This window comes from Caulobacter endophyticus (assembly GCF_003116815.1).
In the GTDB taxonomy this organism is placed as follows: Bacteria; Pseudomonadota; Alphaproteobacteria; order Caulobacterales; family Caulobacteraceae; genus Caulobacter; species Caulobacter endophyticus.
The window spans coordinates 1-26,484 of the sequence record NZ_QDKQ01000041.1; the positions used below are offsets into that span (position 1 = coordinate 1).

At 68.7% G+C, this 26,484-nt stretch carries 25 protein-coding genes; 14 read left to right on the forward strand and 11 right to left on the reverse strand.

Annotated features, from left to right (window positions below; translation table 11 throughout):
- Positions 1–205 precede the first annotated feature (205 nt).
- Both hslU and hslV read right to left on the reverse strand, forming a co-directional pair.
- Positions 206–1,501 (reverse strand): ATP-dependent protease ATPase subunit HslU, encoded by a 1,296-nt coding sequence (gene hslU / locus DDF67_RS11850; RefSeq protein WP_109101104.1) that lies wholly within the window; start codon positions 1,499–1,501, stop codon positions 206–208.
- Positions 1,501–2,100 carry an ATP-dependent protease subunit HslV gene (gene hslV / locus DDF67_RS11855; protein WP_199228459.1) on the reverse strand — a complete coding sequence of 200 codons (600 nt, stop codon included), beginning with the start codon at positions 2,098–2,100 and terminating at the stop codon, positions 1,501–1,503. Before hslV ends, hslU begins: the two co-directional genes overlap by 1 nt.
- A 5-nt stretch (positions 2,101–2,105) precedes the next feature.
- Here hslV and DDF67_RS11860 point away from each other — a divergent pair, with 5 nt between their 5' ends.
- Together DDF67_RS11860 and DDF67_RS11865 are read left to right on the forward strand one after the other, a co-directional pair.
- On the forward strand, positions 2,106–2,843 hold the full coding sequence (locus DDF67_RS11860) for a HesA/MoeB/ThiF family protein (RefSeq protein WP_199229217.1): 738 nt from the start codon (positions 2,106–2,108) through the stop codon (positions 2,841–2,843).
- A 131-nt stretch (positions 2,844–2,974) separates the two neighbouring features.
- The gene (locus DDF67_RS11865) at positions 2,975–4,489 is read left to right on the forward strand and encodes an acetyl-CoA hydrolase/transferase family protein (protein ID WP_109101107.1); all 1,515 of its coding nucleotides are present in this window, start codon (positions 2,975–2,977) and stop codon (positions 4,487–4,489) included.
- Positions 4,490–4,496: 7 nt separating this feature from the next.
- On the opposite strand, the gene DDF67_RS11870 is transcribed toward DDF67_RS11865, so the two are convergent.
- Both DDF67_RS11870 and DDF67_RS11875 read right to left on the reverse strand, forming a co-directional pair.
- Positions 4,497–6,464 carry an alpha/beta hydrolase family protein gene (locus DDF67_RS11870; protein WP_233247630.1) on the reverse strand — a complete coding sequence of 656 codons (1,968 nt, stop codon included), beginning with the start codon at positions 6,462–6,464 and terminating at the stop codon, positions 4,497–4,499.
- Positions 6,465–6,634: 170 nt separating this feature from the next.
- Positions 6,635–7,621, reverse strand: a complete 987-nt coding sequence (locus DDF67_RS11875; protein WP_109101109.1) for a 2-hydroxyacid dehydrogenase — start codon at positions 7,619–7,621, stop codon at positions 6,635–6,637.
- Positions 7,622–7,694: 73 nt separating this feature from the next.
- On the opposite strand from DDF67_RS11875, the gene DDF67_RS11880 reads away from it, so the two are divergent.
- The 8 genes from DDF67_RS11880 to DDF67_RS11915 all read left to right on the forward strand — a co-directional run bounded on the left by DDF67_RS11880 (position 7,695) and on the right by DDF67_RS11915 (position 13,569).
- The gene (locus DDF67_RS11880) at positions 7,695–8,249 is read left to right on the forward strand and encodes an SH3 domain-containing protein (RefSeq protein ID WP_109101110.1); all 555 of its coding nucleotides are present in this window, start codon (positions 7,695–7,697) and stop codon (positions 8,247–8,249) included.
- 86 nt (positions 8,250–8,335) lie between these two features.
- On the forward strand, positions 8,336–8,851 hold the full coding sequence (gene fabA / locus DDF67_RS11885) for a 3-hydroxyacyl-[acyl-carrier-protein] dehydratase FabA (RefSeq protein WP_058348531.1): 516 nt from the start codon (positions 8,336–8,338) through the stop codon (positions 8,849–8,851).
- A gap of 72 nt (positions 8,852–8,923) precedes the next feature.
- Positions 8,924–10,138: a beta-ketoacyl-ACP synthase I gene (gene fabB / locus DDF67_RS11890; protein WP_109101111.1), complete on the forward strand. Its 1,215-nt coding sequence runs from the start codon at positions 8,924–8,926 to the stop codon at positions 10,136–10,138.
- An 82-nt stretch (positions 10,139–10,220) separates the two neighbouring features.
- Positions 10,221–11,090, forward strand: coding sequence for a hypothetical protein (locus DDF67_RS11895; protein WP_109101112.1), 870 nt, complete (start codon positions 10,221–10,223; stop codon positions 11,088–11,090).
- A gap of 28 nt (positions 11,091–11,118) precedes the next feature.
- Positions 11,119–12,042, forward strand: coding sequence for a phytanoyl-CoA dioxygenase family protein (locus DDF67_RS11900; protein ID WP_109101113.1), 924 nt, complete (start codon positions 11,119–11,121; stop codon positions 12,040–12,042).
- Positions 12,043–12,107: 65 nt separating this feature from the next.
- Positions 12,108–12,923 carry an enoyl-ACP reductase FabI gene (locus DDF67_RS11905; RefSeq protein ID WP_109101114.1) on the forward strand — a complete coding sequence of 272 codons (816 nt, stop codon included), beginning with the start codon at positions 12,108–12,110 and terminating at the stop codon, positions 12,921–12,923.
- A gap of 95 nt (positions 12,924–13,018) precedes the next feature.
- Entirely contained in the window at positions 13,019–13,252 is a 234-nt protein-coding gene (locus DDF67_RS11910; protein ID WP_109101115.1) for a ribbon-helix-helix domain-containing protein, read from the forward strand.
- Entirely contained in the window at positions 13,249–13,569 is a 321-nt protein-coding gene (locus DDF67_RS11915; RefSeq protein ID WP_109101116.1) for a type II toxin-antitoxin system RelE/ParE family toxin, read from the forward strand. Before DDF67_RS11910 ends, DDF67_RS11915 begins: the two co-directional genes overlap by 4 nt.
- On the opposite strand, the gene DDF67_RS11920 is transcribed toward DDF67_RS11915, so the two are convergent.
- From DDF67_RS11920 to ccmA, 5 genes are all read right to left on the reverse strand, one after another.
- Positions 13,566–14,174 (reverse strand): TetR/AcrR family transcriptional regulator, encoded by a 609-nt coding sequence (locus DDF67_RS11920; protein ID WP_109101117.1) that lies wholly within the window; start codon positions 14,172–14,174, stop codon positions 13,566–13,568. The genes DDF67_RS11915 and DDF67_RS11920 overlap by 4 nt on opposite strands.
- Positions 14,174–15,778 (reverse strand): DHA2 family efflux MFS transporter permease subunit, encoded by a 1,605-nt coding sequence (locus DDF67_RS11925; RefSeq protein ID WP_109101118.1) that lies wholly within the window; start codon positions 15,776–15,778, stop codon positions 14,174–14,176. The genes DDF67_RS11920 and DDF67_RS11925 overlap by 1 nt, the downstream gene beginning before the upstream one ends.
- A 12-nt stretch (positions 15,779–15,790) precedes the next feature.
- Positions 15,791–16,909 carry an HlyD family secretion protein gene (locus DDF67_RS11930; protein WP_199229218.1) on the reverse strand — a complete coding sequence of 373 codons (1,119 nt, stop codon included), beginning with the start codon at positions 16,907–16,909 and terminating at the stop codon, positions 15,791–15,793.
- Positions 16,910–17,050: 141 nt separating this feature from the next.
- Positions 17,051–17,716 (reverse strand): heme exporter protein CcmB, encoded by a 666-nt coding sequence (gene ccmB / locus DDF67_RS11935; RefSeq protein ID WP_109101120.1) that lies wholly within the window; start codon positions 17,714–17,716, stop codon positions 17,051–17,053.
- Positions 17,713–18,330 (reverse strand): heme ABC exporter ATP-binding protein CcmA, encoded by a 618-nt coding sequence (gene ccmA, locus DDF67_RS11940; RefSeq protein WP_109101121.1) that lies wholly within the window; start codon positions 18,328–18,330, stop codon positions 17,713–17,715. The genes ccmB and ccmA overlap by 4 nt, the downstream gene beginning before the upstream one ends.
- Before the next feature lie 181 nt (positions 18,331–18,511).
- Here ccmA and acnA point away from each other — a divergent pair, with 181 nt between their 5' ends.
- The 3 genes from acnA (at position 18,512) to DDF67_RS11955 (ending at position 23,021) form a co-directional block, all read left to right on the forward strand.
- Positions 18,512–21,199 (forward strand): aconitate hydratase AcnA, encoded by a 2,688-nt coding sequence (acnA, locus tag DDF67_RS11945; protein WP_109101122.1) that lies wholly within the window; start codon positions 18,512–18,514, stop codon positions 21,197–21,199.
- 185 nt (positions 21,200–21,384) lie between these two features.
- The gene (locus DDF67_RS11950) at positions 21,385–22,095 is read left to right on the forward strand and encodes a DUF1223 domain-containing protein (RefSeq protein WP_109101123.1); all 711 of its coding nucleotides are present in this window, start codon (positions 21,385–21,387) and stop codon (positions 22,093–22,095) included.
- Positions 22,096–22,691: 596 nt separating this feature from the next.
- Positions 22,692–23,021, forward strand: coding sequence for a DUF2794 domain-containing protein (locus DDF67_RS11955; RefSeq protein WP_101715256.1), 330 nt, complete (start codon positions 22,692–22,694; stop codon positions 23,019–23,021).
- Between the two features lie 72 nt (positions 23,022–23,093).
- On the opposite strand, the gene DDF67_RS11960 is transcribed toward DDF67_RS11955, so the two are convergent.
- Entirely contained in the window at positions 23,094–23,846 is a 753-nt protein-coding gene (locus DDF67_RS11960) for a Bax inhibitor-1/YccA family protein (protein WP_109101124.1), read from the reverse strand.
- Positions 23,847–24,046: 200 nt separating this feature from the next.
- On the opposite strand from DDF67_RS11960, the gene DDF67_RS11965 reads away from it, so the two are divergent.
- The gene (locus DDF67_RS11965; protein ID WP_109101125.1) at positions 24,047–25,099 is read left to right on the forward strand and encodes an aldo/keto reductase; all 1,053 of its coding nucleotides are present in this window, start codon (positions 24,047–24,049) and stop codon (positions 25,097–25,099) included.
- A 151-nt stretch (positions 25,100–25,250) separates the two neighbouring features.
- On the opposite strand, the gene DDF67_RS11970 is transcribed toward DDF67_RS11965, so the two are convergent.
- Positions 25,251–26,447, reverse strand: a complete 1,197-nt coding sequence (locus DDF67_RS11970; RefSeq protein ID WP_109101126.1) for a CaiB/BaiF CoA transferase family protein — start codon at positions 26,445–26,447, stop codon at positions 25,251–25,253.
- Between the last annotated feature and the right edge of the window lie 37 nt (positions 26,448–26,484).

The window sequence follows — 26,484 nt, forward strand, 5'->3', positions numbered from 1 at the left end:
TTTCGCCGAACGCCGGGGATCCACGCTGCTCTATCCCCATAACCAGGAACCTCCCCCTGTGGGGGAGGCGATCGCGAAGCGATCGGTGGGGGGAGTTGGTGCGAGGCTGGCCGGCGCCTCGGAAGCTGAGAACGGCCCCCCTCCGGCCCTTCGGGCCGCCTCCCCCAGAGGGGGAGGATCTTTCAGGCCGCCTTCCCCCTCCCCGTCAGAGAATATACCGGCTCAGATCCGCATTCGCCGCCAGGGTTCCGACGCGCTTGTTGACGTAGTCGGCGTCGATGGTGACGGTTTCGCCGCCGTGGTCGGTGGCGGTGAAGCTGATCTCCTCGACGACCTTTTCCATGATCGTCTGCAGGCGACGGGCGCCGATGTTCTCGACCGAGGCGTTGACCGCCACGGCCGCGTCGGCCAGGGCGTCGATGGCCTCGTCGGTGAACACCAGGGTCAGGTTCTCGGTGGCCATCAGGGCCTGGTGCTGGCGCAGCAGGTTGGCTTCCGGCTCGGTGAGGATGCGGCGCATGTCGTCGCGCGACAGGCCCTTCAGCTCCACGCGGATCGGCAGGCGGCCCTGCAGCTCGGGCAGCAGGTCCGACGGCTTGGCGACGTGGAAGGCGCCCGAGGCGATGAACAGGATGTGGTCGGTCTTCACCGGCCCGTACTTGGTCGACACCGTCGTGCCCTCGATCAGCGGCAGCAGGTCGCGCTGCACGCCTTCGCGGGACACGTCGGCGCCGCCGCGCTGGGAGCTGCTGGCGACCTTGTCGATCTCGTCGAGGAAGACGATGCCGTGGTTCTCGGCCAGGGCCAGGGCTTCCTGCGTCAGGGCCTCCTGGTCGAGCAGCTTGTCGCTCTCCTCGGCGATCAGCGGCGCCCAGGCGCCCGAGACCGTGGTCTTGTGGGTCTTGGTGCGGCCGCCGCCGAACGACTTCATCATCTCGCCCAGGTTCAGCACCGAGGCGCCGGGCTGGCCGGGAATCTCGAACATGCCGCCGCCGCCGTTGTCGGCCAGGGTCAGCTCGATCTCCTTGTCGTCGAGTTCGCCGGCGCGGAGCTTCTTGCGGAAGCTGTCGCGGGCCGCCGTGGCGCCGGGGCCGGTCAGGGCGTCGAGGATGCGGTCCTCGGCGGCGGCTTCGGCCTTGGCCTTCACGCCGGCGCGGCGCTTGTCGCGGACCATGGCCAGGGCGCTTTCCACCAAGTCACGGACGATCTGGTCGACGTCGCGACCGACATAGCCGACCTCGGTGAACTTGGTGGCCTCGACCTTGAGGAAGGGCGCCTGGGCCAGCTTGGCCAGGCGGCGGGCGATCTCGGTCTTGCCCACGCCGGTGGGGCCGATCAGCAGGATGTTCTTGGGGGTGATCTCGTCCTGCAGGTCGGCCGGGGTGCGGCGGCGGCGCCAGCGGTTGCGCAGGGCCACGGCCACGGCGCGCTTGGCCTCGGCGTGGCCGACGATGAAGCGATCCAGTTCGGAGACGATTTCGCGGGGGGAGAACTCGGTCATCAGAGGCTTTCAACCGTCAGGTTGCCGTTGGTGTAGACGCAGATCTCGGCGGCGATGGCCATGGCGCGGCGGGCGATCTCCTCCGCGGTCAGGTCCTGGTCGATCAGGGCCTTCGCCGCGGCGAGCGCGTAGTTGCCGCCCGAGCCGATGGCCGCGACCGCGCCGCCGCCGGGGCTTTCGCCCGGCTCCAGCACGTCGCCGACGCCGGTGACGGTGTAGATGGCGTCCTTGTCGGCGACCAGCAGCATGGCCTCCAGCCGACGCAGGTAGCGGTCGGTGCGCCAGTCCTTGGCCAAGTCCACGCAGGCCCGGGCCAACTGGTTGGGATATTGTTCGAGCTTGGCTTCCAGCCGCTCGATCAGGGTGAAGGCGTCGGCCGTGGCCCCGGCGAAGCCGGCGACGACGGCGCCTCCGGCCAGGCGGCGGACCTTGCGGGCGTTGCCCTTGACGACGGTTGGGCCCATGGACACCTGTCCGTCGCCGGCGATCACGGTCTGGCCGTTCTTGCGCACCGCGAGAATGGTGGTGCCGTGCCAGTCGGGGAACGAGTTCGAGCTTTGCATGGCTTCGCATGTGGCGAGGCCGGCCTGGAGGGTCAAGCGCCATGAGCTTTTCGGAACGCGAGGTCGAGCGCTACGCCCGCCACTTGGTGCTGCGCGAGATCGGCGGGCCGGGGCAGCAGAAGCTCAAGGCGGCCAGGGTTCTGATCGTCGGCGCTGGCGGGCTGGGCGCGCCCGCGGCCCTCTATCTGGCGGCCGCCGGGGTGGGGACGATCGGCATCGCCGACGCCGACACGGTGTCGCTGTCGAACCTGCAGCGCCAGGTGCTCTATGCGGAAGCCGACGTCGGCAAGCCCAAGGTCGAGGCGGCGGCCGCGCATCTGGCGGCGCTGAACCCGAACGTGGCGGTGGTCCCCCACCCCGTCTGGCTGGACGAGGCCAACGCCCGCGAGATCGTGCGCGGCTACGACATCGTGCTCGACGGCACCGACGACTTCTCCACCCGCTTCGCGGTCAGTGACGCCTGCCTGGCGCAAGGCAAGGTGCTGGTCAGCGGAGCCCTGGGGCGCTGGACGGGCCAGGTGGGCGTGTTCCACGGCCAGCCCTGCTATCGCTGCCTGGTGCCCGAGGTTCCGCCGGACGCCGAGACCTGCGCCCTCGTGGGCGTCGTCGGCGCCCTGGCCGGCGTGATCGGCTCGATGATGGCGCTGGAGGCGGTGAAGGTGATCACCGGAGCCGGAAAGCCGCTCGACGGGCGCCTCCTGATCTACGACGCCCTGGCGGCCGAGACCCGCACGGTACGCATCGGCGCGGACCCCGCCTGTACCGCCTGCGGAGCATAGCGCCGTTCGGCGAAAACCTTGTGCCTACGGGGCTTTACGGGGTCGAGTCGGTGGATCGTTTGGTCTAGGTTGCCGGCCGCCGGTCCCGGCGGACCTCCCCCTTGCCGCCGGTCGGCCAAGGGAGAAAACCGATGACCACCTCTCGCATCGCCCACCCCGGCCTGGCCGCCAAGGTCATGAGCGCGCAGGACGCCGCCGGCCTGATCGAGCCGGGCTCGACCGTCGGCATGAGCGGCTTCACCGGCTCGGGCTATCCCAAGGCCGTGCCGCTGGCCCTGGCCGAGCGCATCGAGACCGCCCACGCCGCCGGCCAGCCGTTCCGGGTCAAGGTGTGGACCGGCGCCTCGACCGGCCCTGAGCTGGACGGCGCCCTGGCCAAGAGCGACGGCGTCGAGTTCCGGCTGCCCTACAATTCCGACCCCATCGCCCGCGAGAAGATCAATCGCGGCGAGATGGAGTATTTCGACATGCACCTGAGCCAGGTCGCCCCGATGGCCTGGCAGGGGTTCCTGGGTCCGCTCGACACGGCGGTGGTCGAGATCGCCGGGATCCGCGCCGACGGCTCGCTGATCCCGTCCTCGTCGGTGGGCAACAACAAGACCTGGCTGGACCGGGCCTCGAAGATCATTCTCGAGGTCAATCGCTGGCAGAACCCGGCGCTGGAGGGGATGCACGACATCTACTACGGCACCGCCCTGCCGCCGAACCGCGTACCGATCCCGCTGGTGAGGCCCGACGACCGCATCGGCGAGGCCTGGTTCCGGGTCGATCCGAGCAAGGTCGTGGCGGTGGTCGAGACCGACGCGCCCGACCGCAACCTGCCCTTCGCCGCCCCCGACGCCTCGGCGCTGGCGATCGCCGGCCACCTGCTGGAGTTCTTCGCCCACGAGGTGAGGATGGGCCGCCTGCCCGCCTCGCTGCTGCCGCTGCAGTCGGGCGTGGGCAACATCGCCAACGCCGTGCTGACGGGCCTGGTGGACGCCCCGTTCGAGAACATGACCGCCTATACCGAGGTGATCCAGGACGGGATGCTCGACCTCCTGGCCGCCGGCAAGCTGCGCATGGCTTCGGCCACGGCCTTCTCGCTGAGCCCCGAGGCCGCCGCGGGCCTCAACGCCGACATGGCAAGCTTCCGCGACAAGATGATCCTGCGCCCGCAGGAGATTTCCAACCATCCCGAGCTGATCCGGCGCCTGGGCTGCATCGCCATGAACGGCCTGATCGAGGCCGACATCTACGGCGCGGTGAACTCGACCCACGTGATGGGCTCGCGCATCCAGAACGGCATCGGCGGCTCGGGCGACTTCGCCCGCAACGCCTATGTGTCGATCTTCATGACCCCGTCGACGGCCAAGGGCGGCAAGATCTCGGCCATCGTCCCGCAGGTCAGCCACGTCGACCACATCAACCAGGACGTCCAGGTGATCGTCACCGAGCAGGGCCTGGCCGACCTGCGCGGCCTGTCGCCCAAGCAGCGGGCCCGGGTGATCATCGACAACTGCGCCCACCCCGATTTCCGCCCGGCCCTGGAGGACTATTTCCAGCGCGCCCAGCTGGGCGCCTACGGCCGCCAGACCCCGACCCTGCCGGGCGAGGCGCTGTCGTGGCACCAGCGCTTCATGGAGACCGGCGACATGCGGGGCTGAGGCGGCTTCAGGCGCCGAAGGCCTTGGCGATATGGTCGACCGTGCGGGTGTAGAGCAGACGCCAGTGCTCTTCTTCCAGATCGCGGTGGCCGACGCCCTTCATCTCGATGTGTTCGACGCTCTTGCCGGCCGCGCGCAGGGCCTGAGCCATGATCTTCGACTGCTTGGGCGAAACGACGTCGTCCTCGGTTCCGCTGATCAGCAGGACCGGGGCCGTGAACTTGGCGGCCAGCAGGGCCGGCGACGCGGCCCTCATGGCCTCGCCGTCGGTGGCTGGGTCGCCGATGGTTTCGAGCCAGTAGAGGTAGGCCGGTGAATCCGCGCCCTCCTCGGCCTTGGCGAAGGCGATGGCTTCGTGCAGGTCGCTGTCGCCGGCCATGGCCACGACCGCTTTGTAGAGATCGGGACGGCGGGCCGCCCCCATCAAGGCCGCATAGCCGCCGTAGCTGTAGCCACAGATGGCGATCTTGCCGGGATCGATGCGGCCGGACGCCGCCATCAGGCTCACGGCGTCCTCGACGTCCTCCTGCATGCGGCCGCCCCAGCGCTTGCGCCCTGACTTGGCGAAGGCCTCGCCATAACCGCCCGATCCCCGGAAGTTGGGCTGCAGGACCATCCAGCCCTGGGCCGCCAGCACTTGAGCGAAGGCGTCGTACTCGACGCTGTCGCGGATCTCCGGCCCGCCGTGAGGCATGACAACCAGTGGGCGCGGACCCCGTATCAACGGCACGGTCAGGTAGGCGGTGATCGCCGCGCCGTCGCGGGTCTTGACGTTCAGCACCTCGACCTTGGCCAGACGATCGGCCGTCAGCCAGGGCTTCTTCTGGCCCAGGGCGTCGAAGCGCTTGGCCTTGCGGTCGTAGAAATAATAGGAGCCCGCGTCGCGAGGCCCGCTGACAAGGGCCAGAAAGCGCTGGCCATCGGCGCTGACGTCGAAGAAGTCGATGTTGGACTCGTTGCCGAGAAACTTGTTCAGGGCCCGGAAGTGCGGTCCGAACGCCGGGTCGACGAACTGATAGTTGCGGCGATCATCGGTATAGCTGGCGCCGATGAGGTCGCCGGACGGAGTATAGATCGCCGCCTCCACGTCGCGCCCGGGTGGCGAGGCGACGGGGTCGCCGAGGCTCATCGTGGACAGGTCGAACTTGCGCAGCGCCGTGGTGTCTGATCCTTCCACAAAGGCGGTCGCCAGCATGACGCCCGGCTCGCGGGTAGGGCCGACGATCACGAACTCCTGTTTGGCCCAGTCACCGGCTCGGACTTTCTTGTAGAACGTCCAGGCCTTCGCCCCCGGAGGGCGGGTGTAGATCGACATCACCGTGCCGCGATAGTTGCCGTCGTAGCGGACGACGGGCACGCCGTTCTGGAACGCCCAGCCCCAGGTCTTCTGCTCGCCTCGCTCCATCAGAACCGGCAGGCCGGTGTTGATGTTGACCCTGTAAAGCGCCCAGGTCCCGAAGTCGGGGCGCCAAGCCTGCATCAGCACGTAGTTGGGGTCGTCGCGCAGCAGATCCACCACGCGGGACAGGTCGTATATGTTCCTGATCCGGTCGGTGCCGTCGTTGAACAGCACCTTGGGATTCTTGCCGTCGGGGTCGACGGCGATGATGCGGCGTACGCTGGGGCTTTCCTTCTTGGTGCGTTTGCGCCCGCTCGCCTCGGTCGCGTCGGAGCGGATCCAGATCAGCAAGCGGTTGTCGCTGCCCCACGCCAGCCGATAGCCGTCCATCGCCCCGAGTTGCACCAGCGTGCGGCCGGTGTCGGGGGAGTCGGCGTTCAGCAGCGTGACGGTGGCGGAGGTCTGCTTTTCGCCGTTCTTCTCACCCACCACCTTGACGGTCAGGATCGCGATCCGCTTGCCGTCGGGAGAGAGCGCCATGTCGCGGTCGAGTTCAGGCCGCAGGAATTCCTCGACGGTCGGCGGGCTCGGCTGGCCCAACGCGGAGAAACCCGACAGCAGTACTGGGGACGCCATAGCCCCCGCGATGGCTTGGCGACGCGAAACCATGAGAAACCTCAACCATAGGGAATGGCGAGGGGAGGATGTTACTCACTCATGGTCAAGCTTGAAGCGCGGGCTTCGGAGAAAATCGCCGGCTCGGGCGATTTTGGGGGCCGCCAAGCCAGGGCGATGTGTCCCCGAGCCTACAGCATCGCCGGGATCACGCGGTCGGGCGGGCGGTGGCCGTCCATGAAGGTCTTCACGTTGACGATGACCTTCTCGCCCATGTCGATGCGGCCCTCGACCGTGGCCGAGCCCATGTGCGGCAGCAGCACGACGTTGGGCAGCTTCAGGAGCTTGGGATTGATGGCGGGCTCGTGCTCGTAGACGTCGAGGCCCGCGCCGGCGATCTCGCCGCGGGCCAGCATGTTGGCCAGGGCGCCCTCGTCGATCACCTCGCCGCGGGCGGTGTTGACGACGATGGCGTGCGGCCGCAGCAGCTTCAGGCGCCTGGCGGAGAGCAGGTGGTAGGTGGCTGGGGTATGCGGGCAGTTGATCGAGATGATGTCCATCCGGGCCAGCATCTGGTCGAGGCTTTCCCAGTAGGTGCAGCCCAGCTCCTCGGCGATGCGCGGGCTGACGGGCTTGCGGTTGTGGTAGTGCACCTGCATGCCGAAGGCCTTGGCGCGGCGAGCCACGGCCTGGCCGATGCGGCCCATGCCGACGATGCCCAGGCGCTTGCCCCACAGGCGGCGGCCCAGCATCCAGGTCGGCGACCAGCCCTGGAACTCGCCGGCCTTGACCACCTCGGCCCCTTCGACGACACGGCGGGAGGCGGCCATGATCAGGGTCATGGTCAGGTCGGCGGTGTCCTCGGTCAGGACGCCAGGCGTGTTGGTGACGATGATCCCCCGCGCATTGGCGGTGGCGACGTCGATATTGTCGACCCCGGCCCCGAAATTGGCGATCAGCTTGAGCCGCTCGCCCGATCGCGACAGAAGGCGACTGTCGATGCGGTCGGTGATGGTGGGCACCAGCACGTCGGCCCGTCCCATGGCCTCGACCAGCTCTTCGGCGGTCATCGGCTGGTCGGACAGGTTCAGTTCGGTGTCGAACAGTTCGCACATGCGCGTCTCGACCGGATCGGGCAGCTTGCGCGTGACGACGACTTTGAGCTTGCGGGCAGGCATGAGCGGTCCGAAAAGCCTTTCCCTGACGGGCGTTCGAAATCTGTAGCAAAGGGGCCGGAAGCGGCCAAGCAACATGCCGGTGAAATGCAAACATCGTTCGCTGGGCGGATTGGCCTTGGGGGGAGCGGCGCTGGGCGGTCTTGCAGGGGCGATGCTGCTGCTGGCGGGGCCCGCCCTCGCCCAGACCCCGACCACGACCCCGTCGGGCCTGCCGGTGCCGCGCTACGTCGTGCTGAAGTACGGCGAGGTCAACGCGCGTCAGGGTCCGGACGAGCAGCACCGGCTGCTGTGGATCTACAAGGCCAAGGGCCTGCCGGTGCAGGTGGTGGCCGAAACCCGCGAGTGGCGGCGGATCTGCGATCCCGAAGGCGGCCTTGCCTGGGTGCACAAGCGCACCACCGACGGCCGGCGCACCGCCATGCGGGTGCAGGACAGCCCCCTGCCCCTGCGCGCCTCGCCCAAGCCGGAGGCGCGGATCAGCGCCTATCTGGCCGGCCGCTCGATCGCCAATCTCGACAAGTGCGAGAAGGGCTGGTGCCGCCTGAAGGCCGACGGCGCGTCGGGCTGGGCCCCGGAAGGCGAGATCTGGGGAGCCAAGGAGACCTTGCAGTGTCCGAAGGGGCGCTGATTTCGATCCCTTTGAGCGCTGCTCTCACCAATTGTCGCCGAATGTAACATTGAGGCCCGCCCCGGCGCCGTGCTAGGGGCGTTCACATGCAAAAGAGCGCCTACACCTTCGAAGAGCTCCTGGCCTGCGGCCGGGGCGAAATGTTCGGACCCGGCAACGCCCAGCTGCCCGTGCCCCCGATGCTGATGTTCGATCGCATCGTCCGGATCGAATCCGAGGGCGGCAAGTACGGCAAGGGCTATGTCGAAGCCGAATTCGACATCAAGCCGGACCTCTGGTTCTTCGGCTGCCACTTCATCGGCGACCCCGTCATGCCCGGGTGCCTGGGCCTGGACGCCATGTGGCAGCTGGTCGGCTTCTTCCTGGGATGGTCGGGCGCTCCCGGCCGCGGCCGCGCCCTGGGCGTGGGCGAGGTGAAGTTCACCGGCCAGGTGACCCCCGAGGTCAAGAAGGTCGTCTACAAGATCGACCTGAAGCGCGTGATCATGCGCAAGCTCGTCATGGGCATCGGCGACGGCGTCATGGAAGCCGACGGCAAGGTCATCTACGAAACCAAGGACCTCAAGGTCGGCCTGTTCACGGCCGAACAGATGGCGGGTTGATCCAACCGACAGGCTGGCCGTTCTTGTCAAAAGAGCTGGCTCCGGCGGGATCGGGGAGAAAGAGGTACTGATATGCGTCGCGTCGTCGTCACGGGACTGGGCGTCGTCTCGTCCATCGGCAACAACGCCAACGAGGTGCTGGCTTCGCTGCGCGAGGCCAAGTCGGGCGTGGTCGCCGCGCCGGAGTACGCGGAACTCGGTTTCCGCTGCCAGGTGCACGCCGCGCCCCAGATCGAGTGGGAAGGCCTGGTCGATCGCCGGGCGGCCCGCTTCCTGGCGCCCGGCACGGCCTATGCCCACATCGCCATGGAGCAGGCGATCGCGGATTCCGGTCTCGAAGAGTCCGAGATTTCCAACGAGCGCACCGGCCTGATCGTCGGTTCGGGCGGTCCGTCCACCCGCGTCATCGTCGAGGCCGCGGCCACGACGAAGGAGAAGGGCCCCAAGCGGATCGGTCCGTTCGCCGTGCCCAAGGCCATGAGCTCGGGTCCGTCGGCGGTGCTGTCGACCTGGTTCAAGATCCGCGGGATCAACTACTCGATCAGCTCGGCCTGCGCGACCAGCGCCCACTGCATCGGCGCGGGCGCCGAGCAGATCCAGCTGGGCAAGCAGGACATCGTCTTCGCCGGCGGCTGCGAGGAGCTGGACTGGACCCTGTCGAACCTGTTCGACGCCATGGGCGCCATGAGCACCAACTTCAACGACCGCCCGGCCGTGGCCAGCCGCGCCTACGACAAGGACCGCGACGGCTTCGTGATCGCCGGCGGCGCGGGCATCGTGGTGCTCGAGGAGTACGAACACGCCAAGGCGCGCGGGGCCAAGATCTATGGCGAGCTGATCGGCTACGCCGCCAACTCCGACGGCTACGACATGGTCGCCCCGTCGGGCGAGGGCGCGGCCCGCTGCATGAAGCTGGCGATGGCGGAAGCTGGCGGCCGGACCATCGACTATCTGAACCCGCACGGCACCTCGACGCCGGTCGGCGACAGCAAGGAGATGGGCGCGGTGCGCGAGGTGTTCGGCGACAAGGCGCCGCTCATCTCGTCGACCAAGTCGCTGACCGGCCACAGCCTCGGCGCGGCCGGCGCCCAGGAGGCGATCTACTCGATCCTGATGCTCAAGAACGGCTTCGCCGCCGAGAGCGCCAATATCGAGAACCTCGACCCCGAGTTCGCCGACCTGCCGATCCTGCGCGAGCGCGCCGACAAGCAGCTCGGCACGGTGATGTCCAACAGCTTCGGCTTCGGCGGCACCAACGGCACGTTGATCTTCGGCCAGGTCGACTAAGCTGAGCCGCGCCGCCGCGATCGATTGGGTTCGCGGCGGCGCCGGCCGGCTCTGGACGGGGCCGGACGGGCCGGCGAACGCCGTGACCCGCTTGGCGGGGGGCTGCCCCCTGCCGGCCTTTCGTCCGCTTGACGGCGCCTGGGCGGAGCTCTGCCGGGCCGCCGCCGATCCCGCTTCCCGCCTCGAAGGCCGCCTGCCGGCCCTGATCGCCTCCGGGGCGCGGCCCTATGGCCTGGTCGCCGATAGCCACGGACGCCTGCTTTGCCGCCGCGGCCGGCGCGGCGCGGCCTGGCTGCTGCCGATCTGGAGCCTGGAGACGGGCGCCTCGGCGCGGGGCCTGGGCGGCGAGGGCCGTTCCGGAGCGGGGCCTCGCGTCCGCGCCGCGCTCGCCCGCCTGCTGGCGATCGAGGGCCTGCCGATCCTGGTCAAGTTCGGCCAGGTCGACATCGAGTTCGTGCATCCCTTCAAGCGGCTGGCCGCCGGCGCCCTGGCTTTCGACGAGGCCGAGTTCGACGCCTTTCTGGACGAGACGATCGGGCGCTACGCGAGCTTTCTGACGGGGGCGGTTCCGATGGAGCTGCGGGCGCGGGTTCGGGTGACCTCGCCGTTTCCGCCCGTCCTGTCCGACGCCGCCTGGCGCGCCGGCTATATCAACGCCCACATCGTCGACCAGCACGGACCGGCCGGAGCGGATCTGGCGGCGGCGCTGGCGGGCCTGGAGATACCCGATCTTGCGCGGCGCACGGCGCTGCACCGGCGGGCCGGAGAGCGGCTGCGCCAGGCCGCAGAGGCCGAGGGCTTCGCGTTCGTCGACGACCTGTCGCCGTTCCTGGGGACGGACGGCCTGGTCGATCCGGCCCTGGCCGGTCCCGCCGCCGGCCATGACCATCACCTCGACTTCAGGGCCTCGCGCCGAGTGATGCTTGACCGGATCTGGTCGATCATCGATTGAGTGATGCGGGGCTTTGGGGCGTTGCGAAATGGTGTCTGGGGTTAAGGGCGCATCGGCGGGAGCGGTTTCAGCGCCGTGGATCGAGGCCGAGGGCCTGGAGGATCGTCTGGCCCAGGCCGACGCGCCCGAGGCGCACAGGGCCTTCGCCCGCGACCTGGCGCGGGACGGCCTGGCGATCATCGACCTGGGCGACGAGCTGCTTGAGCTCTGCAGCCGCATCGACGCCGAGACCCGCCATCATTTCGAGGCCGGCGCGACGCGGGTGCACGACGCCTGGCGGCGCAGCCCGGCGATCCGCGAGATGGCGACCCATCCGGAGATCCTGGCCCGTCTGGCCCTGGCCTACGGCCGCAAGCCCTTCCCATTCCAGAGCCTGAACTTTCATCGCGGCAGCCAGCAGGACGTGCACGCCGACACCCTGCATTTCCACGCCGAGCCGGCGGGCTTCATGTGCGGGGTGTGGCTGGCCCTGGAGGACGTGCGGCCCGAGGCCGGACCGCTGGTCTATTATCCCGGCAGCCACCGCCTGCCGGTGCTGACCATGGCGCAGGCGGGCGCGGCGGAAGGGACCACGACCGTGGCCAACTACAACGACCTCTACGGGCCGGCGATCCTGCGGCAGCTGGCCGAGGGCGGCTTCGAGCCGCGCCTGGCGGTGCTGAAGAAGGGGCAGGTCGCGGTGTGGGCGGCCAACCTGGCCCATGGCGGCTCCAGGATCGCCGACCCCGACACGACCCGGCGCTCGCTGGTGCTGCACTACTACTTCGACGACTGCGTCTACTACACGCCGATGCTGTCGACCCAGGATCGCCAGGCTCGCCGCCTGCCGGCCGATATCGCCACCGGCGGGTGGCGCTGGCCACGGCGGGCGGGGCGGCGCGTGACGGTTCCGGTCAGGCAGCTGGCGGCGGCGATCGCCTACAGGCTGACCCGTCGTACGCCGCGTTTCTAGGCCGCCGGGGTTCCGTCCTCGCGGCGAGGCTGCTAACCAGCGGCCAAAGATCAAGGAGCCGACCGATGGCCGACGACTACGCATTCCCCAAGGGCGAGCTGATGGCGGGCAAGAAGGGCCTCGTCATGGGCGTGGCCAACCACAACTCGATCGCCTGGGGCATCGCCAGCCAGCTGGCCGCCCAGGGCGCCGAGATGGCCTTCACCTACCAGGGCGAGGCGCTGGAGCGCCGCGTGCGCCCGCTGGCCGAGAGCATCGGCGTGACCACCCTGATCCCGGCCGACGTCACCGACGACGCCTCGATGGACGCGGCCTTCGCCGCCATCGAGGCGAAGTTCGGCACGATCGACTTCGTGGTCCACTCGGTGGCCTTCGCCAACAAGGACGAGCTGAAGGGCTCGTTCGTGGACAACACCACCCGTGAGGGCTTCCTCACGGCCATGAACATCTCGGCCTTCAGCTTCGTGGACGTCGCCAAGCGCGCCGCCAAGATCATGCCGAACGGCGGTTCGCTGATCACCATGACCTACCTGGGGTCGGAGCGGACCATCCCGAACTACAACACCATGGGCGTGGCCAAGGCCGCCCTGGAAGCGGCGACCCGCTACATCGCCCGGGACCTCGGCCCCAAGGGCATCCGCTGCAACGCCATCTCGGCCGGCGCCATGCGCACGCTCGCCCTGGCCGGCATCGCCGGCGGCCGCGGCATGATCGCCCAGGGCCGGGCCTTCAGCGCCATGAAGGAAGACACCTCGATGGAAGGCGTCGCCGGCGCGGCCCTTTGGCTGGTCTCGGACCTGGGCCGCTCGACCACGGGCGAAGTCGTCCACGTCGACGCCGGCTTCCACATGATGGGCATGCCCGACGAAGCCGAGGGCTGATCCTTCGGCTCCTCGCGTGACGAACGAAGCCCGGCGGAGCGATCCGCCGGGCTTTTTCGTGGGCGCTTTTCGGGCGTCGTGTTAGCGTTTGGCCCATGAGCACGCTGAACATCGCTCTGCCCGATACGCTCCAGGCCTTCGTCGAGGAGCAGGCTGTCGCCCAAGGCTACGAGGGCGAGGCCGACTATGTGCGCGACTTGATCGAGCGGGAGCAAGATCGCGAGGCGCTCAATGCACTGCTGCGCAAAGGCGAGATGTCGCCTCCGGGTCGCGTGGCCGACGACGCCTATTTCGACGATCTCCGCGCTCGGATCTTGAAGCAAGGGTGAGCTTCAAGCCGGTCATCCCGCGAACTGAGGCCGAGGCCGATGTTGAAGCGGCGGTGAGTTGGTATTTATCTCAGGCGGGTGTGACGACGGCTCTCAGCTTTGCCGAGGCAATGTATGAAGCCTATCGGATCATAGGCGAGCGCTCAGCCGCGGGGTACGCCGCGTACGCCTACATTCTGAAACGCCCAGGCCTTCGGACCTGGCAGTTGAAGCGCTACCCCTATCTGATCTTCTACTTCGAACGGAACGAACACGTGGACGTCTGGCGCGTGCTCCATGGCCAGCGAGATCTCCCCGCAGGGATGCAGGACGTCTAAGGCGCGTAGGCCCGCATGAACCGGGCCGCCGCCGCCGCCGCCAGGGCGTTGAACTGCTCGGGGGTGCGATCCGACGGCAGGCGCAGCAGGGCGCGCAGCTGGCTGTGGCCCAGCACCATGCCGGCGAAGAACTCGGCGGCCTGTTCGGGGTCGTCGACCGCCAGGCGACCCAGCCTGGTCTCGGTCTCCAGGAAGGCGGCCAGCTGGCGGCGGGTCTGGCGGGGGCCGGCCTCGAACACCTCGTTGGCGACATCGGGCATCTCGCCCGCGCCCTGGATGATCACCCGCATCACCGAATAGCCGTTGGTGGTGATCACCGTCTCCAGCATCGAGCGGGCGAAGGCCTCCAGCGCCTCGCGCGGATTGTCGACGGCGCCCGGCTCGCGCAGCGGGGCGGTGATGCGCGCCACGCGGCGGGCCATCAGCGCCTTCACCAGCTCGGCCTTGGAGCCGTAGTGGTTGTAGACCGTCTGCTTGGAGACCCCGGCCCGACGGGCGATGGCCTCCATCGGCGCGGCCAGGCCGCGCTGGCCGATCACCTCGACGGCGGCGTCGAGAATGGCCTCGGTCTTGGCGACGTCGATCTGTCCGGCGATCCTGGGCATCAGTGGGCGTCCGACGGCGGCGGGGGGATGACCTTGGGCGGGGCGGCCAGCAGGCTGACGACGGCGGCGACGAAGCAGCCGTAGGCCAGCAGGGTGAAGCTGTCGCCGAAGGCCAGCACCGTGGCCTGCTGGTTCATCATGTTGCCGATCGCCTTGCGGGCCGCGCCGTCGGGATCGCTGACTCCAAGCTGCTGCATGCGCGCCGCCAGGCCGGCCATCATGGTCGCGGCCTCGCCGCCGTTCATCACCTTCGACGACATGTCGTTGAAGTAGAGGGCGGTCTGCTGGGTGATGCTGGTGGCCAGCAGCGCCAGGCCGACGGCGCCGCCGGTGTTGCGCGACAGGTTCACGAGGCCGGAGGCGTTCTTGACCATGTGCTGGGGCAGGGTGCTCATCGTGATCTGCTGGGTCGCGATCATGGCGATCATGACCCCGACGCCCCGGCAAGCCTGCACGCCGGCGAATTCCCAGAAACCCCAGTTTTTGGTCACGCCATGGGCCATGTACATGCCCCAGCCCGCCAGCAGGAAGCCGATGCACATCGGAATGCGCGGATCGACCTTGCGCACGATGCGGCCGGCGATCGGGCCGGTGGCGAACATCGAAAGGCCCGAGACGACCATGGTCGTGCCCACTTCCGAGGCCGAATAGCCCCGCACGCGGCTGAGGAACTGCGGCAGCAGGAAGGTGCCGCCGAACAGGCTGGCGCCCGAGATCGCCGTCATCATCACGCCGATGCTGAAGTTGCGGTTGGCGAAGGCCTTCAGCTCGACGATCGGGTTCCTGTAGGTCAGCTGCCGCCAAATGAACACGACGCCCGTGACCACGGTCACGACGGTCAGGCCCAGGATCAGGTCGTCCTCGAACCAGTTCTCCTTGGCGCCTTCCTCCAGCACGTACTGCATGCTCATCAGGAAGGTCGCCATGAAGGCCAGGCCCGTCCAGTCGAAGCCCTTGGCGAGGCTGGGGTCGCCCTTGTCGAAGTCGCCCCAGCGGGCCACGGCGAACAGCACCAGGATGCCTGGCGGGACGTTGATGAAGAACAGCCAGCGCCAGGAGAGCCACTCGGTCAGGTGGCCGCCGAGGGTGGGGCCGACGGTGGGGGCCAGGGTGACGATCAGGCCCATGATCACGCTGGCGGTGATCCGGCGCTCGGGCGGGAAGGCGGTGAAGGCCACGGCGAACACCGTCGGGATCATCGCCCCGCCGATGAAGCCCTGCAGGGCCCGCGTCAGGATCATCATGTCGATCGACGAGGACAGGCCCGTCGCGACGCTCATCAGGATGAAGCCCAGGCACGAGGCCATGTAGACCCGCTGGGTGCCCCACAGGCGCGAGAGGTATCCCGACAGCGGGATCATCACGACCTCGGGGATCAGGTAGGCGGTCTGGATCCAGCTGACCTGGTCGGCGCTGGCCCCGACGCCCGCCTGGATCTGCGGCAGCGAGGCCGCCACGATCTGGATGTCGAGGATGGCCATGAACTGGCCGATGACCATGGCCCCGAAGCCGAGGAAGAGCTTGGTCCAGTCGACCTCGCCCGCGGGTTTGGTCGCGGGGGGAGCGCCAGGCTTGGCGGAGGCGGGGAGGGCGGCGTCGGTCACGACGGCGCGGCCTTAGCGGGCCTGGGTCGCGGTCGGCGCGCGGGCCACTTGGCTCGCCCCCTGGCCTGCATCGGCGAAGGACGGGCCCGAGCGGTCGCGCACGTCGACCTTGACCTCGACCGACAGGCCCGGACGCAGGGCCGCGCCGGCGCCGGTGCGGTCGACCACGATCTTGACCGGCAACCGCTGGGTGATCTTGGTGAAGTTGCCCACCGCGTTCTCGACCGGGATCAGGGCGAACTCCTGGCCGGTGGCCGGGGCGAAGCTGTCGACCTTGCCGACGATCTTCTGCTTGCCGAAGGCGTCGGCGTGGATCTCGACCGGCTGGCCGACGCGCAGGCGGGCGACCTGGGTCTCCTTGAAGTTGGCGACCACGAAGCTCTGGCCGACCGGCACCACCGACATCAGGACCACGCCCGGCTGCACCAGCTGGCCGGGGCGCACGGTGCGGGCGCCGACGACGCCGGCGGCGGGGGCGCGGATCACGGTGCGTTCCAGGTCGATGCGAGCCTGGTCGACGGCGGCGTGGGCGGCGGCGGCCTGGGCCACGGTCTGGGCGCGGGCCGAGCCCAGCGACGAGGCGGTGCGGCGCTCGGCCTCCAGGGCGGCCTGGGCGCTGGCGACGGTGGCGTCCGACTGCTTGGCGCCGGCGGCCTCGGTCTGGACCTTCTGCTGCGAGACCCAGCCCTGCCTGGCCAGGGCGTCGTAGCGGGCGAGGTCGGCGCGGGCCCGGCCGGCGTCGGCCTGGGCGCTGGCCACGCCCGCCTGGCGCTGCTGGATCAGGGCCTGTTCGAGGACGGCCTTGTCGTCGACGCTCTTGATGGCGGCGTCGAGGGCGGCGGCGTTGGCGATGGCCTGGTCGAGCCGGGCCTGGAAGGTGGAGGGATCGATCTTGGCCAGCACCTGGCCGGCTTCGACGCGCTGGTTGTCGGCCACCAGGACCTCGGCCACGTAGCCGGTGACCTGGGGACTGACCGAGACGGTGTCGGCCCGGACGAAGGCGTTGTCGGTGCTCTCGAAGCGCTGCTTGTCGATGTACCAGAAGACGCCGCCGGCCAGGATGGCGACCCCGGCGACCCCGGCGATCAGCAGCGGAACCAGCTTCTTCTTCTTCGTCTCGGCCATGGCCAAATCCTGACAGGAGGTAGGCGTCCGGCGGACCAATGTTCGCCTGTCGGACGCGACGGGGGATAAATGGACGAATTCGTCCAAAAATCAATCCGCCCTCGCCGCGTCATTGTGCGGCGCCGCAAATTTGCGATCCGAAAGGCTTCAGTCGAGGGCGTTGCGGCAGGCCGCGGCCATGGCCAGGGGGCTGAGCGCGATCGCCGCGGCGCTGTAGGCCAGCAGGAACAGCAGGCCGCCGGTCCAGGGCAGGCCGCCGGCCAGGGCGTCCAGCGCGCCGGCCCCGAAGATCACCGGCGGGGCGTAGAGCGGCAGGACGATGACCGCCACCAGCAGGCCGCCGCGCTTGCTGCCCAGCGACAGGGCGGCCCCCAGGCCGCCGAGGAACGAGAAGGCCAGGCCCCCGGCCAGAGCGCAGACGAACAGCAGGGGCATGGTCGCCGGCGAGGCACCCAGCGCCACCGCCGCTATCGGAGCGGCCAGGGCCAGCGGCGCGCCGGCCGCCAGCCAGTGGGCCAGGCATTTCGCGGCGGCGACGGCTTCGAGGGGAGCGGGCCCCAGGGCCAGCAGGTCGAGCGCGCCGTCTTCGAAGTCGCGCTCGAACAGGCGCTCCAGCGAGAGCAGGGCGGCCAGGGCCAGGGCCAGCCAGGCGATGCCGGGGGCCAGGCTCGCCAGGCGTTCGGGCGCGCGGCCGGCGGCCAGGGGCAGCAGGGTGACGACGCAGGCGTAGAAGGCCAGGGCCAGCAGCGGTCCGCCGCCCCGGCCCCAGGCCAGGGCGAATTCGCGCCGGAAGAGGACGCCGAACCCCCTCATGCGCCGACCTCCACCAGGCGGGCGGGAACGGGCAGGGGGTCGTGCACGGCGGCCAGCACCATGCCGCCGCCCGCCAGGTGCTGCGCCAGGATCGCGCCGAAGGCGGCGCGGTGGGCGGCGTCCAGCGGGGCCATCGGCTCGTCGAGCAGCCAGAGCGGGCGGGGGCTGGCCAGCAGCCGGGCCAGGGAGACGCGGCGACGCTGGCCGGCCGACAGGCGGCGAACCTCCAGGTCGAGCAGGCGGCCAAGCTCCAGCCGCTCGACGGCGGCGCGGGCTGAGGCCTCGCTCCCGCCGGTCCAGCGGGTCTGGAACAGCAGTTCCTCCCAGGCGGTGCGGGCGGTCTTCAGGCCGTCGTGATGGCCGGCCAGGTGCAGGTGGTCGGCGCGGGCGACTTCCGCTTCCAGTATCCGCCCTTCGGAGCCTTCGAAACCTATGGTTCCGGCCTGGGGCCGCAGCAGCCCGGCGACGGCCCGCAGGAGGCTGGTCTTGCCCGCCCCGTTGCGGCCCAGGAGGGCCACGGCGTCACCGCTTTCGAGGTCCAGATCGAGGCCCGAAAACAGGGTCCGTTCACCCCGCGACAGGCTCAAACCCTTTATGCGAACGGCTCTCATCATTGGAAGTCCATGCACCTTGCATGGACGTTGTGGGTAACCGGCGCTAAGAAGCGCTCGGCCGTCACCCTCCGCTTAGGATGGGGCGTACGCGGCGCGAGGATGGACGCTGTGGGTCCGCCTCGATCGCGCGATCCCGGGAGTGGTTTTCCGGCGGCCGTGAACAGAGAAGGGATCCTTCGAAATGGCGTCTGTCGACAGCCTCAAAACCCGCCGCGAACTCGTCGTCGGCGGTAAGACCTACGTCTATTACAGCCTTCGCGCCGCCGAGGAAGCCGGTCTGGCCGGTACGGGCTCGCTGCCCGTCTCGATGAAGGTGCTGCTGGAAAACCTGCTGCGTTACGAAGACGGCGTCTCGGTCAACGAAGCCGACCTGAAGGCCGTCGCCAACTGGCTGGAAAACAAGGGCTCGGTCGAGCACGAGATCAGCTTCCGCCCGGCCCGCGTGCTGATGCAGGACTTCACGGGTGTGCCCGCCGTCGTCGACCTGGCCGCGATGCGCGACGCCATGGTCGCCCTGGGCGCCGACCCGGCCAAGATCAACCCGCTGAACCCCGTCGACCTGGTCATCGACCACTCGGTGATGGTCGACAACTTCGGTGACAGCAAGGCCTACGACGCCAACGTCAAGCGTGAGTACGAGCGCAACATCGAGCGCTACCGCTTCCTGCGCTGGGGCTCGTCGGCCTTCAACAACTTCCGCGTCGTGCCCCCCGGCACTGGCATCTGCCACCAGGTGAACCTGGAATACCTCGCGCAAACCGTCTGGACCGCCATGGTCGACGGCGCCGAGGTGGCCTACCCCGACACCGTCGTCGGCACCGACAGCCACACCACCATGGTCAACGGCCTGTCTGTCCTGGGCTGGGGCGTCGGCGGCATCGAAGCCGAAGCCGCCATGCTCGGCCAGCCGATCCCGATGCTGATCCCGGAAGTCATCGGCTTCAAGCTGACCGGCGCCATGCCGGAAGGCGCGACGGCCACCGACCTGGTGCTGACCGTCACCCAGATGCTGCGCAAGAAGGGCGTGGTCGGCAAGTTCGTCGAATTCTACGGCGACGCCCTGGCCAACCTGACCCTGGAAGACCAGGCGACGATCGCCAACATGGCTCCGGAATACGGCGCCACCTGCGGCTTCTTCCCGATCTCGGCCGCCACCGTCGCCTTCCTGAAGGGCACCGGCCGCGACGCCGAGCGCGTCGCCCTGGTGGAAGCCTACGCCAAGGAACAGGGCCTGTGGTGGGAGCCCGGCGTCGCCGAGCCGACCTTCACCGACAGCCTGGAACTGGACCTGGGCACGGTCCTGCCGTCGCTGGCCGGTCCGAAGCGCCCGCAGGACCGCGTCCTGCTGGCCGACGCCTCGAGCAAGTTCGCCGAGTCGCTGGTCGGTGAGTTCGGCAAGGCCGAAAGCCCCGAGTTCCGCGCTCCGGTCGAAGGCGAGGACTTCGACGTCGGCCACGGCGATGTGGTGATCGCCGCCATCACCTCGTGCACCAACACCTCCAACCCCTCGGTCCTGATCGCCGCCGGCCTGCTGGCCAAGAACGCGGTCGCCAAGGGCCTGAAGGCCAAGCCGTGGGTGAAGACCTCGCTGGCCCCCGGCTCGCAGGTCGTCACCGACTACCTGGCCAAGGCCGGCCTGACCAAGCACCTGGACGCCCTGGGCTTCAACCTGGTCGGCTACGGCTGCACGACCTGCATCGGCAACTCGGGTCCGCTGCCGGAAAACATCAGCAAGACGATCAACGAGAACGACCTGGTCGCCTGCTCGGTGCTCTCGGGCAACCGTAACTTCGAAGGCCGCGTGAACCCGGACGTCCGCGCCAACTACCTGGCCTCGCCGCCGCTGGTGGTGGCCTACGCCCTGGCCGGCTCGCTGAAGATCGACCTGAACACCCAGCCGATCGGCAAGGACAAGAAGGGCAACGACGTCTTCCTGCGCGACATCTGGCCGTCGAACGAGGACATCGCCGCCCTGCAGCGCAAGTCGATCAACGAGAAGATGTTCGCCAGCCGCTACGGCGACGTCTTCAAGGGCGACAAGAACTGGCAGGGCATCAAGGTGACCGGCGGCCAGACCTACGCCTGGGAAGGCGAGTCGACCTACGTCCAGAACCCGCCCTACTTCCCGAACATGTCGATGACGCCGGCTCCGGTCACCGACATCGTGGAAGCCCGCGTCCTGGCCGTGTTCGGCGATTCGATCACCACCGACCACATCAGCCCGGCCGGTTCGATCAAGACCTCGAGCCCGGCTGGCCAGTACCTGGTCAACCACGGCGTCGAGCCGATCGACTTCAACGGCTACGGCGCCCGCCGCGGCAACCACGAAGTCATGATGCGCGGCACCTTCGCCAACATCCGCATCCGCAACAAGATCACCCCGGAGATCGAAGGCGGCGTGACCAAGCACTTCCCGTCGGGCGAAGTGATGCCGATCTACGACGCGGCCATGAAGTACCAGGCCGAGGGCCGTCCGGCCGTCGTGTTCGCCGGCAAGGAATACGGCACCGGCTCGTCGCGTGACTGGGCCGCCAAGGGCACCAAGCTCCTGGGCGTCCGCGCGGTGATCACCGAGAGCTTCGAGCGCATCCACCGCTCGAACCTGGTCGGCATGGGCGTGCTGCCGCTGCAGTTCATCCAGGACGGCTGGCAGAAGCTGGAGCTGACCGGCGAAGAGCTGGTCTCGATCCGTGGCCTGACGGATCTGGCCCCGCGCAAGCAGCTGATCGTCGAGCTCTACCGCCCGACCGACGGCCGCATCGCCCGCTTCCCGGTGCGCTGCCGCATCGATACGCCGACCGAACTCGAATACTTCAAGAACGGCGGCGTCCTGAACTACGTGCTGCGTAACCTGGCCAAGGCCGACTAAGCAGCGACGTTCTTCAGACGTTGAATACGAGACGGCCGGTCCCCCTGGGGCCGGCCGTTTTCGTTCGCCCGGCGGTCTGCCGGGGTGCCGACATCGTTGTCGTGTGGATTTCCTGGCGCCGAAGCGGTCATTTCACGGCCTCGTGAGGGGCGACGCAGCGCTTTCTTGGCTTAAGTGCGCCGCACATGCGTACGGCCTTGATCTCCCTTGTCTCCCTCGTCCTCACGAGCCTCGCCGCCGCTCCGGCCGCGGCCAAGTCTCCCGTGCTGGTCGAGCTTTTCACCGCCCAGGGCTGTTCGTCCTGCGGCAGGGCCAACCAGGCGGCCGCCGAGCTCGCCGAGCGCGACGACGTGCTGGCCCTGACCTATTCGGTCGACTACTGGGACTATCTGGGCTGGAAGGACACCTTCGCCAAGCCGGCCTTCGTCGAGCGCCAGCGCGCCTACGCCAAGGCTTTCGCCCTGCGTGACGTGCCCACGCCCCAGGTGGTCGTGGCCGGCAAGGTGCAGGCCTCGGGCGCCAAGGCCGAGACCGTCGAGCGCCTGATCGACACCGCCCACCTGCCGCCCGCGCCGGACATGGAGTTCGTGGGTACGGGTCGCGTGGCGATCGGCTCGGGCGCGGCCCCGCGCGGCGGGGCCGAGGTGTGGCTGGTGCGCTTTGATCCGCGCAAGCAGGAGATCGCCGTCAAGCGCGGCGACAATCGCGGCCAGACCATTGTTCATCGCAACGTGGTGCGCGAGATCGTCAAGATCGGGGCCTGGACGGGCCGCCCGAAGATGTACCGCCTGCCCGTGCTGGCCAAGGACGACGACCTGGCCACCGCCATCATCGTCCAGGGTGCCAAGGGCGGCCGGGTGCTGGGCGTGCTGCCCCCCGGCGGCAAGAGCCGCTAGGGCCTCCGCCTTCCAGACAAAAGAAACCCCGCCTCGCCTAGGGGATGGTCGGCGACGCGGGGTCTTTAGGGGAGGGGATAGAAGATACGCGCCGGTCGAACGGGGCGCCCGCGAGCCGGAAGGGCTGGAGGGGCTGTTCAGGATCCCGGACCGCGAGGCGTTCCGATCGACCGACCATGAGACTATCGAGGCCCCAAGAGGCCGGCGAAGGGCGCGATCAGGGTTCTTTCGCGACGGGGTGGGGCGGCTCTGTGGCGATCTTTGCAGTTCCGCAAGCCGCCTCAACCCCAAATGCGAAAAGCCCGCGTGGGAGGGGTTTCCACGCGGGCTCTGCAGTTAAGAGAGGGGTTCTCTTGATTTGGTCTGTCGGCCGACCGGCCCGCGATCAAGGGGGGCTGGGGGGGCTGTTCAGGATCCTGGACCGTGGGGTCTCCGATCAGCCGACACTGACTTTTTCGCCCTCGAACCGGGCGGGCGAAGGACCGAAACAAGGTCATTTCGTGGCCTGCTGCAGCTTGGCTTGTCGCTTCGTCGAACAGTGTTGCGGATCCGTGACGCTCGCCTGAAGAGGTGATTTGGGGTTAGGATTCGCCTCCATGGCCCTTGATGTCTCCCCTCCCGTCGGCGGCGTCGTGTTCTTCGAGCGGCGCGAGATCGACCAGCTCCTGCGGCTCTATGGCCGGATGGTCGCGGCCGGCGAGTGGCGCGACTACGGCATGGGCGGCGCGGCCGACCACGCGGCCTTCTCGATCTTCCGCCATGCCGCCGAGGCGCCGCTCTACCGCGTGGAGAAGTGGCCAGAGCTCGCCCGCAAGCAGGGCCAGTGGCTGGTGCGCGGCCAGGGCGGCATGGTGCTCAAGCGCGGCCACGAACTGGCCCAGGTGCTGCGGCTGTTCGACAAGGGCCGGTTCAAGGTCGTCGACTGAACACCCCGAGGCACCACGAAAAAGCCCCGGCGGATCGCTCCGCCGGGGCTTCGTTCGTCGCCTGCGAGGGGCTTATCGGCGCGAGCCGAAGATGCTGAGCAGGAATTGGAACAGGTTGATGAAGTTCAGATAGAGGTTCAGCGCGCCGTAGTTGGTGGCCACGGCCATCGACTGCTGATCGCCGCCCATCTGGTAGTAGGACATCTTCAGGTTCTGGGTGTCGTAGGCGATCAGGCCCGCGAAGATGAACACGCCCAGCACGCTGATGATGAAGCCCAGGCCCGGCATCGGGAAGAACACCTGCACCAGCGAGGCGAGGATCAGGCCGATCAGGCCCACCATCAGGAAGCTGCCGAAGCCCGACAGGTTCTTCTTGGTGGTGTAGCCGAATAGGCTGAGCGCGCCGAAGGCGGTGGCGGTGATCAGGAAGGTGCTGGCCACCGAGGCGCCGGTATAGGCCAGCAGCCACACGCCCGAGCCGGCGCCGATGGTCGCCACCAGCGCCCAGTAGAGGATGCCGGACGAACGGGCGGTTGGGTTGCGCATGGCGAACATGGCCACAAGCATCATCACCAGCGGGGCGAAGCGGATCGCCGTGCCCAGCAGGGTGAAGCCGGCCAGGCGGCCGTCCGGGGTGGTCAGGTACAGCAGGCTGGTGACCGGCGCGTAGGCGCTGGTCAGGAAGGCCAGGGCGGCCGACAGCAGAAGTCCCAACGCCACCTTGTTGTAGACGCCGAGCATGAAGCTGCGCAGTCCGGCGTCAACCGACATGTCGGCGCGATCCGCCGGGATCGAGCGCGCATAGCCGCGGTTGAAGTCGCTCATCGAGAGTAGCCCTTATGTTTTCTCCGTCCCCGAGGGGACACGTGTGAAATATCGGATCGAATGGCCTTCCGCGCAAGGCTCCTGGCGGAAAGACCAGGGCGGGGCGGATGTATCAAAGTATGTCCGGCCGGCGGAGGTTTCGGTTCGCCTGGGCGGCATGACGTCTTAAACAGGTCGGGCAAAGCCAAGCAGGGGACTTCATGGACTACGTCGAACTCGGCCGCACCGGCATCCAGGTCTCGCGCTGCTGCCTGGGCACCATGACCTGGGGCTCGCAGAACAGCGAGGAAGAGGCCCACGCCCAGATGGACTATGCGCTGGGGCGCGGGGTCACCTTCTGGGACACGGCCGAGATGTACGCCAGCCCGCCGACGGCCGAGACACAAGGCCGCACCGAGCGCTACATCGGCAGCTGGCTGGCCAGGACGGGCAAGCGCAAGGACATCGTCCTGGCCTCGAAGGTCGCCGGCCGCGGCTCGGCCTTCGGCGGCCTGCCGTGGATGCGCGCCGACGGCGCCAGCACCCGTCAGACCAGGGCCCAGATCGACGAGGCGGTGGAAGGCTCGCTGAAGCGCCTGCGGACCGACTATCTCGACCTCTACCAGCTGCACTGGCCCGACCGCGCGGTGCGGGTGTTCGGCGGCCAGACCTATAAGGACTATGACGACGACTACGAGCGCTTCGGGGATATCCTGGAAGCGCTGGACGAGCATGTGAAGAAGGGCTCGATCCGCAGCATTGGCGTCTCCAACGAGTTTCCCTGGGGCGTGATGAAGTTCCTGGCCGAAAGCGAAAAGCGGGGCCTGCCGCGCATCGCCTCGATCCAGAACGCCTATCACCTGGCCAACCGGGTGTTCGAATACGGCCTGGCCGAGGTCGCCATGCGCGAGCAGGTTGGCCTGCTGGCCTATTCGCCCCTGGCCCAGGGCCAGCTGACCGGCAAGTACCTGGGCGGAAACCTGCCCGAGGGCTCGCGCAAGGCGCTCTACAACCGCATGCAGCGCTATGAGGGTCCCGGCGCGATCGAGGCCTTCACGGCCTATGTGGACCTGGCCCGCCAGCACGGCCTGGACCCGGCGCACCTGGCCCTGAAATTCGTCGACGCCCGCCCGTTCGTCACCGCCACGATCATCGGCGCCACGAGCATGGAGCAACTGAAGACGGATATCGACGCATTCGACGTGGAGTGGACCGAGGAGCTGGAGAAGGCGGTGAACGCCATCCACGCGGCGCGGCCGAATCCTTGTCCGTGACATTGCGGACGTGCGGGATCCAATAACCCGTAAAACCCCCGCGAAAGCGGGGGCCTGGGCTTTTTCTGAAATGCGTGGCGCTCGGCGATAAAACGCCTGGGTCCCCGCTTTCGCGGGGATTTTACGGAAGAAGAGTTTTCTCCTCCGGACTTCAAACGATCCCCCGCGCCTTCAGCTCGGCCACCGTCTCGGCCGTCATTCCCGCCACCTCGGTAAGCACGGTCTGGGTATGTTCGCCCAGCGTCGGGCCGGGCCAGCGGACGCCGCCGGGAGTGGCGGTGAGGCGGGGGAAGGCGTTCTGCATCTTCACCTGGCCGAACACCGGGTGGGGCACGGTGACGATCGACTCGCGGGCCTGGAATTGCGGGTCGGCCAGCATTTCGGGCGCGCGGTAGATGCGGCCGCAGGCCAGGCCCGCTTCCTCCAGCTTCGGCAGCAGGTCGTCGATGTCCTGGTCGAGGGTCCAGGCGGCGATGCGGGCGTCGAGTTCGCCCTGGTTGACGCCTCGGGCGGCGTGGTCGCGATAGCGGGGGTCCTCGGCCAGGTCGGGCCGGCCCATCAGTTCGCACAGGCGCTTGAACAGGGTGTCCTGGTTGGCGCCGATCAGGACGAGTTCGCCGCTCCTGGTCGGATAGACGTTGGACGGGGCGATGCCGGGCAGCACCGCGCCAGAACGCTCGCGGATGTAGCCGGTCAGGTCGTATTCGGTGACCAGGTTCTCCATCACCGTCAGCACGCTCTCGTAGATCGCCGCGTCGACCACCTGGCCCTTCCCGGTGGCGTGGCGGGCGTGAAGGGCCATCATCACGCCCAGGGCGGCGTTCAGGCCCGACAGGCTGTCGCCGATCGAGATCCCGGCCCGGGCCGGATTGCGGTCGGGCTCGCCGGTGATGTGGCGAAGACCGCCCATGGCCTCGCCGACCAGGGCGTAGCCGGCGCGCCTGGCGTAGGGGCCGGTCTGGCCGAAGCCCGAGACGCGGGCCATCACCAGGCCCGGATTGAGCCTGGATAGCGCCTCGTAGCCCAGGCCCCATTTCTCCAGCGTGCCGGGGCGGAAGTTCTCGACGACGACGTCGGCCCCGGCGATCAGGTCGCGGGCGATGGCGCGGCCTTCGTCGGTGCGCAGGTCGACGGTCACCGACTTCTTGTTGCGGCCGATGACCGGCCACCAGGGCGACAGGCCCTGGGGCTTGGAGCGTCCCCACTGGCGCATCGGGTCGCCGGTCCTGGGGTCTTCCAGCTTGATGACCTCGGCGCCGAAGTCGCCCAGCACCTGGCCGCAGAACGGACCGGCGATCAGCTGGCCCATCTCGATGACGCGGACGCCCGCCAACGGCCCTTGGGTCATTTTGTTCCTCTCCCCGATCACGGAACCATCACGCGGT